The sequence below is a fragment of the Bartonella sp. B30(2025) genome, from assembly GCF_053793825.1.
Genome location: NZ_CP200034.1, coordinates 1,292,731 through 1,306,558 on the forward strand (window position 1 = coordinate 1,292,731; position 13,828 = coordinate 1,306,558).

Below are 13,828 nucleotides of genomic sequence, written 5' to 3' on the forward strand. Positions count from 1 at the left end.
TATAGGCAAACACTTTACTAAAAAAGTGCTTAATTTATTGAACCATATCTCAATATTCTCATAAATATTCAAAATTTTATAAAAAAGTCACTCTATACTTTTTATTCTTTAATGAATAAACTTTAAATTAGGAGCAGTTCTTTATAACCAATCCGTGAAACAAAATTTATTTACAGCAGTATTACTGCATCAAAAATTGAACCTTCTATACACTCTATTGGTAAAATTTTGAGCAAAAATGACTGAAGCATTCATTATTTTATATTTATTAATTGCTGTATCTCCTGCTATCTTGGCAATTATTTGTATTTTCATTTTCTAAAAATATCTCTTAAAAGGACAACGTTATGACTTCTCAAATTTTTAATAATTTTAGAAAAAAGGGTAAAAAAACACAATTTTTCCTAATACTTTTGGTCATCGTCTGTCTATACGCAGCAATAAATTACATAGGTAAAAAAGTATTTTTTACGTCCCACTTTATGTCAGAAACAACAGAACAAGCACAAAATCTTGATAAAACGCAAGAAGAAAGAATAATGGAAATAAAAAAAGCATCTAAAGGCTTTTTTACCCATATACAATTTGCAAATGCTTCTCATGATATGAGACAGCTTTCTTTTCAAGATATTCAAGGGAAAGACCATAAACTCGCTGAATTTTCTGGAAAACCGATGCTCATCAATCTGTGGGCCATCTGGTGTGCACCTTGTCGAACAGAAATGCCAGAATTAGCACAATTAAAGCGTGAAATGGGTGGAGATAACTTTGATGTCATGGCGATTAATGTTGATAAAGTCGCTTCTTTTGAAAAAATTCAAAAATTTTTATATGACGCTCAGGCCAATAATCTTGTTTATTACCGCGATAGCACAATGAATATTTTTAAAAATGTTGGCAGAATATTTCCAGCTTTGGGATTACCCGTTACGTTTTTAATTGATAAAAATGGTTATCTCATTGCCTCACTCAATGGTGCCGCTCCATGGGGCAACGACGATGCAAAAGCGCTCATAAAAGCCGTTATTAAAAATGAAAAATAGCCTAATAGCCGCGCTTTTTTAAACGCTGTATCGTTAAATCCAATGCCGATAAAAAAGTAGATCGGTCTTTGCGAGAAAAAGGACGGGGACCACCTGTAACGTTACCCTGTCCCCGCAAATCTTCCATAAGATTGCGCATTGCCAAAGCCTGACCAATCGAATTTTCGTCAAAAATACGTCCTATTGGCGAAAGACAAGTTCCTCCCGCCTGCACAACACGCGCGGCTAAAAGAATATCACTTGTAATAACAATACTAGTCTCACACAGATGTTCAACAATCCAATTGTCCACACAATCTGGTTTTTTAGCAACAATCACTCTTTCAAGAATTGGTTCATCTGGAAGAACCAAAAAACGATTTGCCACAATAAATGTTTTGAGCTGATAACGGTTCATAACACGGTAAATTTCAGACTTTACAGGACAAGCGTCAGCATCAACCAACAAAGTAATGGAAGATTTTTGTCGTGTATTGGTCTGTTGGTTTCTATTCAATAACAAGCTCTTTCATTTATATGAATGTTGCAAATTATCGCGATAAAACATTATCGCTGCGTTTATTTCTCCTCCAAAAATAAAAATCGCACTCAACATATAAAGAAGAATAATCGCAGCCATAATAGATGCTAATCCTGCATAGGTAGAAATGTAATTAAACATTGCAAGATATTGGGTAAAGGCAATAGAAACCACAAACCAAAGGAATATTGTTACAATAATTCCTGGCAAAATATCTATAAATTTCCGACGCCCAGCCGGTAACCATCTATGAACAATCAAAAGACTTACGAAAAGAACAACCAACACAATCGCATAATGCCATAACCGTATTACGCCAATATATTCGGCTATAAAAGAGGAATGATTTCGCATTATTCGGATAAACAAAGGCACAACAATTAATGAAAAGCTGAGCACCAATAAACCCATTGCTCCAACGATCACAAAAAATAAACTTTGTAAACGGCAAAAAAATACATTACGATAATCAACAACGCGATAAGCCCTATTTAAAGCTGTACGCAAAGCTTCCACACCATTAGAAGCAAAATATGCTGCTCCAATAACAGAAATTGTTAGTAACCCTCCTCGTTGAGTGGTTAAAACATTAACAATTTCCTGAGACAAAGGCTCCGCAATTGCATCTGGCAATAATTGTACGACTTCTTTTATTTTTTGCGGCGTATAGGTAAAAGCTCCGAGAAAACTGGCAAGGGAAGTTCCAAAAATGAAAAAAGGAAAAAATGACAACAGTCCAGAAAGTGCTACATGACTTGCAAAAGCATTCCCGTTATCGCGTAAATAATGGCTCACAGCATTGACAAAAATACGATAACTATATCTCAATATATGTCGTATCAAAATTTAGCACTTTCTGAAAAAACTTTATTGGAAAAACTATATTGTAAAAAATATTATCTGCATTCATTAACTAAAATCTGTTCCCTCCCCAAATGCTATATATTTTAAAAGCAAGAGTAAATATAATCAAGCACTACTCATTTGTATCGAACAATCTAAGAATGAGATTAACAAACCTCACCAATATTTTTAAAAGCTAGAATACAATATAACATCTGGATGATATTGTTGCGTACACGACAACTGAAATATTTATTATTATAAACAAAATAATAAACACTCATTGCTACACACATATAAATACACGTTTCTTCTTATCTCAAGACTATACCTCACCACCTCTAAAGATTAATGTAAGAATAAAACCGACTCTGTATTATTCACAAATAACTTTTGCGGTTAAATAGCAGTAAATAATTTTACTCTTTTTACACATCCTCTTTAAGAACCGCATGCCGTCCAAAATCAGGAGAATCAATTTCCTGTCCAGCAGCAATAATGCTGCGTCGCACTTCTCTCGTCCGCGTAAAAAAATCAAACAACGCATCTCCATCTCCTTGATGGATTGCACGTTCTAAATACGCAAGACCTTCATTAAAATAACCCAGCATTTCTAAAATTGCATTCTTATTATGCAAACAAATATCCCTCCACATAACAGGATCAGAAGATGCCAAACGCGTAAAATCACGAAAGCCTGAAGCTGAATAAGCAATCACCTCTGAATTGGTGACTTTTTCTAAATCGCTTGCTGTCCCAACAATATTATATGCAATTAAATGCGGTAAATGCGAAACAACAGCCAAAACAAGATCATGATGTTTTGGATCCATTTTCTCAACACGTGCACCGCAAGCTTCCCAAAAAGCGGTTAATTTTGCTATAGCAGTGGTGTCATTATCAGCTGAAGGTGTCAAGATACACCAGCGATTTATAAATAAATCAGGAAAACCAGCATCTGGTCCAGAATATTCAGTTCCAGCTATGGGATGACCAGGAATAAAATGTACAGATTTTGGTAATAAAGGTTCCACTTCTGCAATCATCAATGCTTTTGTGGAACCAACATCACTTATAATCGCACCAGGCTTTAAATGGTCACGAATGGTTTTTGCAACTTCTACACTTGCTCCAACAGGAACAGCAATAATGACCAAATCTGCTCCTTCAACCGCCTTTGCATTATCTGTTGTATAAAAATCTCCAAGTTCTAATTCTCGTGCTCTTTCTAACGTTTTCCGGCTGCGTGTAGCTATATTTACCTGATCAGCAAGATTATTCTTTTTAATAATTCTTGCTAAAGAAGAACCAATTAAACCAATTCCAATTAGGGCTATTTTCTCAAACCGAATATAGAGCATCTTTCACCTTTAAAGCGATAATAATACCGCTATCGATAATGGATACTGATAACAGCATTGCGAAATATCTTAAAAAATCATCGTCATTAACAAGATAAGCATCCATGAATCATCGCAAGCAAAAGCTTATAACACATTATTTTTATTTGAAATAATATATAAAAACCAGCAATAGAAAACATAATATTACTCTAAAAATTCTAGGCTTATTGATTAAGCACTTTTTATTGACATAAAGAATAAAAAGCTAACATTTTTACAAATTTGTGATTTCAGTATAGACGGAAAATCTATGTGAAAATAGCTTTTATTCAAATTAAAAGTAAATTTCTGTGGCTTTATGCACATTTCTTCATAATATTAGAAAACTTAATCTTTCTCTTCATCAGCGCTTTTGCTAACGAGAGTGAATACCTCTTTTATCATATTTAAAATTTTGTTAGGCAGAGCATAAAAAGAGATAAAACAATCCTCATGTTATCCTTCTCCTCTTAACAAAAAGAACAGATAAAATACTATATTCAGAATTCTAATACAAAAAGATAAACATCAACAGAGCAAAATATTTTAAGAATTCATTTGACGCTGCGCAATAATTGCCACCCCCAATAAAGCTTGACGAGTAATAGCTTCGCTCAAAAGTGGATTTTTACGGCTTTCTAAAACAGCACGCTGGATTCGTTCCATCGCATAAGAAATTTGCTCAACTTTCCAATATGTTAGAGCTCGTTCAATAGTTTTTTTTCGCTGAAAAAAAATGGGAGGCTGCGCTTGAGAAATTGCTGTAAAGGCATTTTTACCTTCAATATCCATTTGATAACGCAAAAGCTGTAATTGTTGCAAATGTCTTTGCGCAGTATTCAAAATAAAAGAATAGGCGCTTTGCGTCGCTTCATGCCGGCTAAAATGTGCTTCAAAGTTCGCTATGTTTCCCAGTAGTACAGCATCGATCACTTCATCTTGAGAAAGCGGACTCACATCACTTACTACAGCCTTCACGTCTTCAAGAACAATATGTGTTTTTTTCAATGCATAAAGGCAAAGCTTTTCTAATTCACTCAGAGAAATAAGATGATCTCCTCCCAAATGATGAAGCAACCATTTACGCGCATCTGAAGAAATGGTCATATTAAAATTTCTCAAGACCTTATCAATTAATACATCAAGAGAACGAATATCATCAGCAAAACAAGGCAAAGCCATTGCTGTTTGCGCTGTCTCAATAATATTACGAAGCCCCGTTCCTTTTTTTAAATCCCCTGCTTCAATTAAAACAAAACTTTTTTCTGGTGGTTCTTTAACTAAAAGCTTTAGCGCTGCAAGAAAGTTTTTTTGATTAGCTGCATTAGATATCCATACCAAACGATCCCCACCCAAAAGCGATAGCGTGCGTGTTTCATCTCCCAATCGCGCAGGATCTTTATCAATCTCAATCGCATCCAACCGAACAGTAGAAAAAGGATCCTGTACTTCTATCTGCGTAAGCTTAATAAAACGCTGTATACGTTCACAAACAAGACCACGATCAGGTCCATAAATGAGAACAATGGGAAAAGAACGCGAAAGGCGTGTTAAAAAACTATCAACTTCATGTGCTTTTGTCTGAGCCAAAATATTAGTCCATTACAAGTTCATCATAAAAAAGTTCACCACAAATCTTCTAGATTCTTCTTAAGAGATATGAAAAAGTACCTCACTATGCAACATAAGTATCTTTCTCTATAATTAGGATTTTTAGCATATAGAATGTATCACTATAATCGTGATTAGTCTTTTCTCTTCAATTATTTTTCAATTGCATAACAGAACCAGCATTTTTTAGCGCTATAAATACAAATAATAATTTGTTGCGACACAATTAAAAATCTCAGTCAAAATAGTAGGATTGTTTGTGCTATTAGCAAATATCGATAGATATTGATTGTGCTGAAATTATGCTAATAATGATAATCACATCAAGTTTATCATAAATAAATTTTATGCAACTTGCATTAGTTGCAAAAATACAGCCTTGTCGTCCATAAATATATATTTGCGATTCCCGCTATCTTTATAGCCATTTTCTGCAAATGTGCACCATCCCACACTTCTCAACAAATTGCGCTCTTTAACAAGACACAGCATAATTTATAAAAACTATCATTATTTTCTGTTACTTTAATAAAGCTATTGCTCTTAAAAATAATCCGAACAGCAATACACAATTTTACGCATTTAAATTTATTTTCCTAATGATTTTAATCATTACAGAAAATAAGTTATTAAAAATGAACGCTCAAAAACTAACCTTTTTTCTATTTTTTTTAACATAAAAAAATAAATTACACTGAATTATTATTTTTTTGTTGCAATTCTCATAAGCCTAAGTCATACAGACAACGTTTGAAGTAGAAATGTTTCGAATATTATGAGCGGGTGTAGCTCAGGGGTAGAGCACAACCTTGCCAAGGTTGGGGTCGTGGGTTCGAATCCCATCGCCCGCTCCATTAATTGATAATATTCTGCTTAGTGCTCGTGTGTTGTAGCTTTCCACCTTATTTTACACCGATCTATTTTTTCAAAGATTCCTGTCTTTTTTATTTTAAAATTCTGATTTTTACAACTTTTAGGTGTCAAATTCCAATTTGATTGGACATACATTTAGTGGTGAAGGTATACATAAAAACAACAAATTATAACCTATTCTTAACTAATCCCACTTTTTCTCCACTTTATGCAAATATGAACTCACCAAAAAAGGATTTTTGTAACCAAAATTACGTAATCAATATTGGGTTAATCCTTCTTTATTCTTCAAAGACAATTCATTTGTAACGTTCATGCAAAAATATCAAATGCAGCCATTTTCCGCAAAAACTAAATGACTTAAATCTAGACTTTTCAAATAATGATACCAAACAGTTCTTAAAAATTTTTACAGAAACAAAAAAATAAGAAGTTTTCCAGCTTTAGCCGCACTCCTTTTTATGGGATGTGCAAACGAGCCAGAACACAACCTCATATAGCGCTGTAGTGATGGCGCACTGTGGTAAGCTTCTTATTTTTAATTATATTTACTAAACTTAATAAGTATTGCTTTTTTTATCTCATATAGAAAGTGATATTTACAAATTTTATGTAGTTTTTAGTATAGGCATTGCTCAAGAATCAATTAGTCTAACTGCATAAGGGAATTTATACATGCTAATTGTTGGGGGAATACTGTATGAAAAAATTATATATTGAATTATAAGAATAATTCTCAACTATCTTTATCAAATACACAGAAAAAATGGTTTTATGTTGTTTGCTACACAATCCCCCCAAAGATGCACTTAACTCAACAATTGCACACACCATTATAGAGCAATGTCCAACACAGATTTATTTTCCTAACCAAAAGGAAAATCATACTGATTATGTAGAAGGTTTTAAATTATCAGAGAGAGAATTTAACCTTATACAAACAGAATTAACACGAGAGTCACGACGTTTTCTCATCAAACAAGGGCAAAATTCTGTTGTAGCAGAACTAAATTTGCGTGGATTAGATGATGAAATATCCATTTTTAGTAGCACAACTAGGAATATTGAATTACTAGAAGACATTGATGAATTCGGTGAACTCCAGAAAAATGGTTATCACTTTTTCAAACAAAGCGCGAAAAATGAAAAAATATTTATTAGCGATAGTTATTAATGTAATTTTCTTTGGTTTGCATACAAATGCACTTGCAGTAGTACCTACATTTGATGCCGCAGCTCTCGCCAAAATGATAGACCAATTAAAGCAAGGACAACTGCTACTTGAACAATTAAAAGGACAAATCAATGAAATGAAAAGATTATATGGTTCCTTAAATGGTGTCACTGATTTGTCTATTTTACAAGAATTTTTCGATAAAATAGGTAAAAATTCTACTTTGCCTTCTGATTTTAATCATTTTGAACAATCAATAGAGGGCACCAGTAACGGTAACAATGAAAATACTAAAAAATGGGAAGACAAACTTCTCTACAAAGAGCCACCAAGCGGTGCGGAATCAAAAGCCGCAGTCGATGCTTTTTATCGACAAAAAGTCGAAAAACTACATAAGAACAATGTAGGACAAGCAGCATTAGATGAATCGATCTACAACGACACTAATGAAATCAAAAAAACAATTAGAAAGCTTTCTGCAAAACTTAAAAATGCCAAAACGGCTGCTCAGGTCCAGGACATTCAAACACAATTATCAACCGTGCAAGCAGAATTACAAGCACAACTCCTACAAATGCAAGCAACCGCCATGGTTCAACAAGCCGCAAGAAAAAGCTGTACAAATCCGCGCACCAGAGAAGAATTTAACGCTCGATACAGAAATTATGCAAAACAATTGCTAGGCAATTAAATCTCAAAACAAAGGAAGGGGAAAATCATGAACAAAACCACTGGAGTAATTTTGCTTCTTTGCACCGGAATTTTCGCTGCTGGGTGCGAAAAAAACTATAGCGTATCCGACTTTAAGAAAAATGAAAAATTACGTGAAGAATGGATAGTGAGATGTGGATGGACAGGAACTTCAAAAAATTGCGAAAATGTACGAGTAGCAGACCATCAACTTGCTATGGAACGCCAAAAACAAGCGCAAGAGAGACGTCGTAAAGAATTAGAAGAATGGCGTAGAACAGCAGAAGAAAGACGTAAAAAAGAAGAAAAAGAGAGAGCCCAGCAAGAAGCCAAACGAAAAGCTCAAGAAGAAAAAATGCGAATTCTAAGAGAACAACAGTCAATAGAAGCAGATAAAAATATTAGAAAAAAAATGCAAGAACTAATCGAACAAAACGAAAAACAACTGAAAGAACTGTTGCAGAAAGATTAATCGTATTCTCAAAAATTTGACAAAGCGAATATATAATGGCGTTAAAAAAAACAACTACTTTTGCTACAAGAGAGCATGCTTTAATAGAGCCGATTACAAATGTAATGGGTACAATTAAAGAGAGCGGGAAAATTATGAACAAAATCACTGGAGTAATTTTGCTTCTTTGCACTGGAATTCTTGCTGCTGGGTGCGAAAAAAACTATAGCGTATCCGACTTTAAGAAAGATGAAAAATTACGTGAAGAATGGATAGTGAGATGTGGATGGACAGGAACTTTAAAAAATTGCGAAAATGCACGAACAGCAGACTATCAACTTGCTATGGAACGCCAAAAAGAAGTGCAAGAGAGAATTCGTAAAGAAGAAGAAGAATGGCGTAGAACAGAAGAAAAAGAGAGGGCCGAACGAGAAGCTGAACGTGAAAAAGTACGAATCCAAATAGAAGAAGAAACAAAAGCAGCAGAAGCAAGAGCGAAAAAAAACTTGCAAAAACTAATCAAAGAAACCGAAAAACGATAGGCAGAAATGTTTCATAAAAACCAATTGTATTCCCGAAAATTTAACAAAGTGAATATATAATGGCGTTAGGAAAGACAACCATTTTTGCTATAAGAGAGCATGCTTTAATGGAGCCGATTACAAATGTAATGGGTACAATTAACAGAGAGCGGGAAAATCATGAACAAAATCACTGTAATAATTTTGCTTCTTGGCACCGAAATTTTCGCCTGCTGGATGCGAAAAAAACTATAGCGTAGCAAACTTTAAGAAAGATGAAAAATTACGTGAAAAATGGATAGGAGATGTGGATGGACAAAACATCCGAAAAACTGTGAAAATGCACGAGTAGCAGACTATCAACTTGCTATAGAACGCCAAAAACAAGAGCAAGAGAAAAAGTTTACCACGAAAAAATGGGAAAGAGGAAAATAAAAAGCGGAAAAACAACTTTGATCCGTGAATAAAACCGGCTTCACAACCAGCAATAATCATAGTTCCAAAAATTTGATCCAATGAATGTATCATGACGCTACAAAATATATACTTTTTTACTAAAATCGAAGAACTTTTAATGCAACCGCTTACAGATGTGAGATGACTAACATCATTGACTTTTGGCAATAGTTTTTTGTTGCCGTTAGAGACAGCATTAACTATTGCATCACATCCCCAAGCTAGAGCAGCATCTGGCGTTATGGGAACCTTACAATTAGGGAGTGCAACGTTTAGTGCAGCAGTTATAGGGAGAATATCTGGACATAATCCTTTGGAAGTTGCTGTTTTATTAGCTACATGCTGTATAGTGGGTTTTGTAATTTATATTCGAAAAGCAAACCACTTTATGACTTCAGAAATGAACTAAGGTAAATAAACAAATTGGGGGATGACTATGCTTAAAAAGCTTGATGTCATTTCGCGTAATAGTTATTATAGGAATCAAATTTCTTTTTTACTAGATTACATCACTGCACATATTAAAAAATCTAACGACAGCTCAAGTTAAAATATATTGAAATTGAGTGAGTGTCGAAATGGCTCATTTCAACCTATGACAACATATTTACTAACCGATATTGCTAAAGACCCGTACCCAAAAGTTAAGATGTATTCTGAATACGTGTAATTCTGATGAAGAAATAGCGAATGCAGCCAGAGATCAATTTGCCTTCAAGCTCTTAATACCCAAAATGATTATTACCTCATTGTTATTTTCTGGTATAATATTAAGGTATCAAAACAATATGAGCTATCGTTAACTATCATTTCATTTTCAAGTTCTTTAATTACCTTCATTGATTGGATGCATCAATTCCTGCTCAAAACTTTTCAAACGTTTGTAAATCGACATAAGCTCTACCAGAGTTGTCCACGAATTAATAAGATATTGAAACGCACTTCTCACTTGCTCAAACACATTAATGATTTGCGTCATCAACCCTAACGTAATAACACCAGTAACGATAGACGGCAATAACAATAGAATTCCAATAATATTGTCAACCTGCAAATAGAGCATTCTCGCAACATTGAAATAAGCATAGTGCCAATACAATTGAAAATAATTAGCGCGTACCTCATTGAATAACTCTTTAATTGTTGGCGGTGACGCACGTTTACTATCATCCTCTCCATAAACCAACTCTTTACGATATGCCGCTTCAGCACGTTGATTTTTGAAATGCAAACCTGGCAGTTTTATTCCCATCACTGCTAATATTCCAGTTCCCGCTATTGACCATATAAGAGCAGCGATCACCAACCCATAAGGGACACTTCCGATAATAGGAAGCGTCGGAACATGCATAGAAAGATGCATTAATATAGGTAAAAATGCAATGAGTGTCATAATAGCCTTGATGAGGCCGATACCTAAACTTTCCATTGTGGAAGCAAAATGCATGGTATCTTCTTGCACACGTTGAGCTGCCCCTTCAATATGACGCAAACGTGGCCAATTATTTGTATAGTAATCGCTCATTGCTGTACGCCAACGAAAAACATAATGGCTAACAAAAAAATTATTAAGCACGCTTACCACAACAGCAACAAGTGCAATTTCTAAAAAAGTGTTAATTTCATGATAAAATTGTGTAATGCTTATTGAATTTGGTTTGCTCAACGCAGTTTGAATCAAATCATAAAATGGAGCATACCAAGCATTGATAGTAACACCAACATCAACCAAAAACCACGTTACAAAAATAATTGCTGCTGATCCCAAAATAGACCAGCGTTGCCAGTTATGTGGATGAAAAATAAACCAGTACAAGGCAAAAATTCCAACACAAAGTGCATAATAGGTATAAAAAATAAGATAACTGCCAGACCAAAACCGTGCTATGCTAATGGGGGGTGTTTTTGATACATTAAACCACTCAGCAAGATAAAGATTACCGCCTGCTTGCCAGATAATAACTGCAATACATCCCCATATAAAAACCGAGATAAAATATCCTGATCTGGGAAAAAATGAATTAAACATGATATATTCCTGAAAAATTGGTTATCTTATTGCTAACTACGTTAAATAAATACCGATCTAAAAATCTCATAGTTTGATAACTGTATTGCAATAAATGTTATGATAGCAAGACTTAATGCAATGTAGGCAGACCTTATTGTAAATTTTTCTGCTTCAATTTATCATCAGCAATCAATAATTTGTGCCACCATCAACACTTATACACCACTATTTCTATTCTTTATAAAAATAATGATTTAAATTTTACGTAAAAAGATACCCGTTTTATAAGCTACTTTTCTCCCTCCCAAATTGCGGTAGCAATCAAACCTCGTAGAGCAAGAGAGCTTGAACATTTATGCGAATATGTAAAGTAATGTTATCGCGTAGCGCTACATTACACATCTTGCCATACTTTTTAAAATAAATCTTATTAAATCTTATTAAAAAGAAAATATAAATTGATTTTTTAAAAAGATTTAATAAGATTTGAAAAGTTTTTAAAGAATTTAATAAGTTTAATAAAAATGAAACAGAAAAAACAATGGGGGGGATTTCGTGTAGTTTTTTTAGCAAATAAAGATTTAATTTTAGGTCTTATTGAAGAAGGATACTCCCTAAAAGAAATTTTAAGAAAAAATCCAACTTTAAATATACCGTACCATTCTTTGGCATCATACGTTCGGAAATATTCAAAAAACAAAGCAGATGCCGTGCCAGTACCTACATTAACTACCTCTGTTGAGCCTATTACAAAAAAGCAAGCTTCGCTTACATTTAAGCACAATCCAAATAAAAAATTAGAGGATATGGTATGACAAATATTCACATAGTCCTGCAAGGAAAAGGCGGGGTAGGAAAATCTCTTGTAGCTAGTCTTGTGATGCAATATTTACTAGAAAATAAAACCGACGTTAGAGGGATTGATACGGACCCAGTCAATCAAACTTTTGCAAACTATAAAAACTTTAATGTAAAACAATGAGAACTCCTCAAGAAAAGTGTAATGATTCCTCGTAATTTTGATGCCCTCATGGAAGAATTACTTCATTCTGATCATCAATATGTTATTGATAACGGAGCGACAACATTTTTACCTTTAGCTTATTATCTGCAAGAAAATGAAGCTTTTGATATATTAGCCAATGTTAAAAGGAATGTAATTATTCACCCAATTATCACTGGGGGGCAAGCATTGGATGATACGCTTTCAAGGTTATTTTTTCTTTGCACACAAATTCTATCAACAGCAAATATTGTTGTTTGGAAAAATATGTTCTTTGGGCCTATCATAGCTAATGGAAAAGAGCTTGATATGAAAAAGAAAACACTGGCACTTTGATTACAAGAACTCATAAAAAAAGTATTTTGAAACCAAAGTTAACTAATCAATATTGGGTTAATCCTTCTATATTTTTCAGAGATTCTAAATCTGTGACATTCATACAAAAAGATCCAAACCAATCATCTTCCAATAAATTAAATCTTTTGGATAACAAATATCAAGCCGATCTTGAGGATTTCATATCGTAAAAAAATATTTAATAAATAATATTTGCTTTTGTCTTAAAGGAATAAGATGAAAAAAGATCAACGATACCGTTTAATACGTCCGCGCTTTAAATACATATTACATGCGGAAAGCAGCCCTAATAAAGCAGTTACTAATAGACCCGCAACAAAACGCTGAACTATAATTAATATTATATCTTTTGACCATCCTCCTTCTGTTTTAAAAGCGACAAATAACAAAATAAATATGTTAATAATAATGGCAATTACACCACAACTTAATAATAAAAATAATGGCAAATACAGAACATAAAAAGAAATCATAAGAAACTGTTTCAATACTGCAAACACATAAGACATGATACAGTTAACAAAAACTACAACATAGCTTTTTTTCATATCTCCCCCTCTTTTAATTTTGTCATTATATTAAATTGTAAAAATCTATACAATGATAATTAAAAATTTTTTCATATTTCTCAAAACTCATGTTTTATTTTTATTCTAATCAATTGTTAATTTCGTTAATGTTTTAGCTGACGCGTGTTGGTCGGTCACTACAGCGCGATATGGGAGCGCATTCCTTTCTCTTTATGTTGCTTCGCATCGCATATTGTCTATACGTCCAGACAATATTTCGTAATTATTTTTGTTTAAAAATACAATAGGATTGATTGTTTAAAAAATTAATCTTTTTTCAATACTAAATGCCGTATACAAGTATACACTAAAACATGCAAACAA

The 13,828-nt window shown here is 33.5% G+C and carries 15 protein-coding genes, 1 tRNA gene and 2 pseudogenes; 12 read left to right on the forward strand and 6 right to left on the reverse strand.

All coding sequences use genetic code 11. The features are described 5' to 3' along the window. Positions 1-347 precede the first annotated feature (347 nt). Complete coding sequence (locus tag V4P55_RS05500; RefSeq protein WP_455474091.1) at positions 348-1,043, forward strand: TlpA family protein disulfide reductase; 696 nt, start codon at positions 348-350, stop codon at positions 1,041-1,043. A 1-nt stretch (position 1,044) separates the two neighbouring features. Here the strand turns inward: V4P55_RS05500 and V4P55_RS05505 are convergent, their stop codons facing one another. The 4 genes from V4P55_RS05505 to holA form a co-directional block, all read right to left on the reverse strand. After that, positions 1,045-1,539: a YaiI/YqxD family protein gene (locus V4P55_RS05505; RefSeq protein ID WP_455474092.1), complete on the reverse strand. Its 495-nt coding sequence runs from the start codon at positions 1,537-1,539 to the stop codon at positions 1,045-1,047. Between the two features lie 12 nt (positions 1,540-1,551). Next, positions 1,552-2,406: a YihY/virulence factor BrkB family protein gene (locus tag V4P55_RS05510; protein ID WP_455474093.1), complete on the reverse strand. Its 855-nt coding sequence runs from the start codon at positions 2,404-2,406 to the stop codon at positions 1,552-1,554. A 428-nt stretch (positions 2,407-2,834) separates the two neighbouring features. Beyond that, on the reverse strand, positions 2,835-3,767 hold the full coding sequence (locus V4P55_RS05515) for a prephenate/arogenate dehydrogenase family protein (RefSeq protein ID WP_455474094.1): 933 nt from the start codon (positions 3,765-3,767) through the stop codon (positions 2,835-2,837). A gap of 567 nt (positions 3,768-4,334) precedes the next feature. Continuing rightward, positions 4,335-5,378 carry a DNA polymerase III subunit delta gene (gene holA, locus V4P55_RS05520; protein ID WP_455474095.1) on the reverse strand — a complete coding sequence of 348 codons (1,044 nt, stop codon included), beginning with the start codon at positions 5,376-5,378 and terminating at the stop codon, positions 4,335-4,337. A gap of 800 nt (positions 5,379-6,178) precedes the next feature. Between holA and V4P55_RS05525 the strand changes: the two genes are divergently transcribed. From V4P55_RS05525 to V4P55_RS05560, 8 genes and pseudogenes are all read left to right on the forward strand, one after another. After that, positions 6,179-6,253: transfer RNA gene (locus V4P55_RS05525), tRNA-Gly, on the forward strand. A gap of 778 nt (positions 6,254-7,031) precedes the next feature. Next, positions 7,032-7,418: pseudogene (locus V4P55_RS05530) on the forward strand (transporter); the annotation flags it as partial. After that, the gene (locus V4P55_RS05535) at positions 7,415-8,137 is read left to right on the forward strand and encodes a type IV secretion system protein (protein WP_455474096.1); all 723 of its coding nucleotides are present in this window, start codon (positions 7,415-7,417) and stop codon (positions 8,135-8,137) included. The pseudogene V4P55_RS05530 and the gene V4P55_RS05535, both read left to right, overlap by 4 nt. Before the next feature lie 27 nt (positions 8,138-8,164). Further along, positions 8,165-8,608 (forward strand): EexN family lipoprotein, encoded by a 444-nt coding sequence (locus V4P55_RS05540; protein WP_455474097.1) that lies wholly within the window; start codon positions 8,165-8,167, stop codon positions 8,606-8,608. 35 nt (positions 8,609-8,643) lie between these two features. Then, on the forward strand, positions 8,644-9,129 hold the full coding sequence (locus V4P55_RS05545; RefSeq protein ID WP_455474098.1) for an EexN family lipoprotein: 486 nt from the start codon (positions 8,644-8,646) through the stop codon (positions 9,127-9,129). Positions 9,130-9,188: 59 nt separating this feature from the next. After that, positions 9,189-9,368, forward strand: coding sequence for a hypothetical protein (locus V4P55_RS05550; RefSeq protein WP_455474099.1), 180 nt, complete (start codon positions 9,189-9,191; stop codon positions 9,366-9,368). Positions 9,369-9,402: 34 nt separating this feature from the next. Beyond that, the gene (locus V4P55_RS05555; RefSeq protein WP_455474100.1) at positions 9,403-9,543 is read left to right on the forward strand and encodes a hypothetical protein; all 141 of its coding nucleotides are present in this window, start codon (positions 9,403-9,405) and stop codon (positions 9,541-9,543) included. Positions 9,544-9,718: 175 nt separating this feature from the next. Continuing rightward, a pseudogene (locus V4P55_RS05560) lies at positions 9,719-9,973 on the forward strand (Bcr/CflA family drug resistance efflux transporter); the annotation flags it as partial. Positions 9,974-10,390: 417 nt separating this feature from the next. Here the strand turns inward: V4P55_RS05560 and sbmA are convergent. Further along, positions 10,391-11,593, reverse strand: coding sequence for a peptide antibiotic transporter SbmA (gene sbmA / locus V4P55_RS05565; protein WP_455474101.1), 1,203 nt, complete (start codon positions 11,591-11,593; stop codon positions 10,391-10,393). Between the two features lie 506 nt (positions 11,594-12,099). On the opposite strand from sbmA, the gene V4P55_RS05570 reads away from it, so the two are divergent. Genes V4P55_RS05570 through V4P55_RS05580 form a run of 3 tightly spaced genes read left to right on the forward strand, consistent with a single transcriptional unit; the run spans position 12,100 to position 12,914 of the window. Continuing rightward, complete coding sequence (locus V4P55_RS05570) at positions 12,100-12,390, forward strand: hypothetical protein (protein WP_455474102.1); 291 nt, start codon at positions 12,100-12,102, stop codon at positions 12,388-12,390. Further along, a complete protein-coding gene (locus V4P55_RS05575; protein WP_455474103.1) occupies positions 12,387-12,557 on the forward strand; it encodes a nucleotide-binding protein in 171 nt (56 codons plus the stop codon). The genes V4P55_RS05570 and V4P55_RS05575 overlap by 4 nt, the downstream gene beginning before the upstream one ends. Before the next feature lie 21 nt (positions 12,558-12,578). Then, positions 12,579-12,914 (forward strand): hypothetical protein, encoded by a 336-nt coding sequence (locus V4P55_RS05580; protein WP_455474104.1) that lies wholly within the window; start codon positions 12,579-12,581, stop codon positions 12,912-12,914. 248 nt (positions 12,915-13,162) lie between these two features. Here V4P55_RS05580 and V4P55_RS05585 read toward each other — a convergent pair whose 3' ends face one another. After that, entirely contained in the window at positions 13,163-13,483 is a 321-nt protein-coding gene (locus tag V4P55_RS05585) for a hypothetical protein (RefSeq protein ID WP_455474105.1), read from the reverse strand. Between the last annotated feature and the right edge of the window lie 345 nt (positions 13,484-13,828).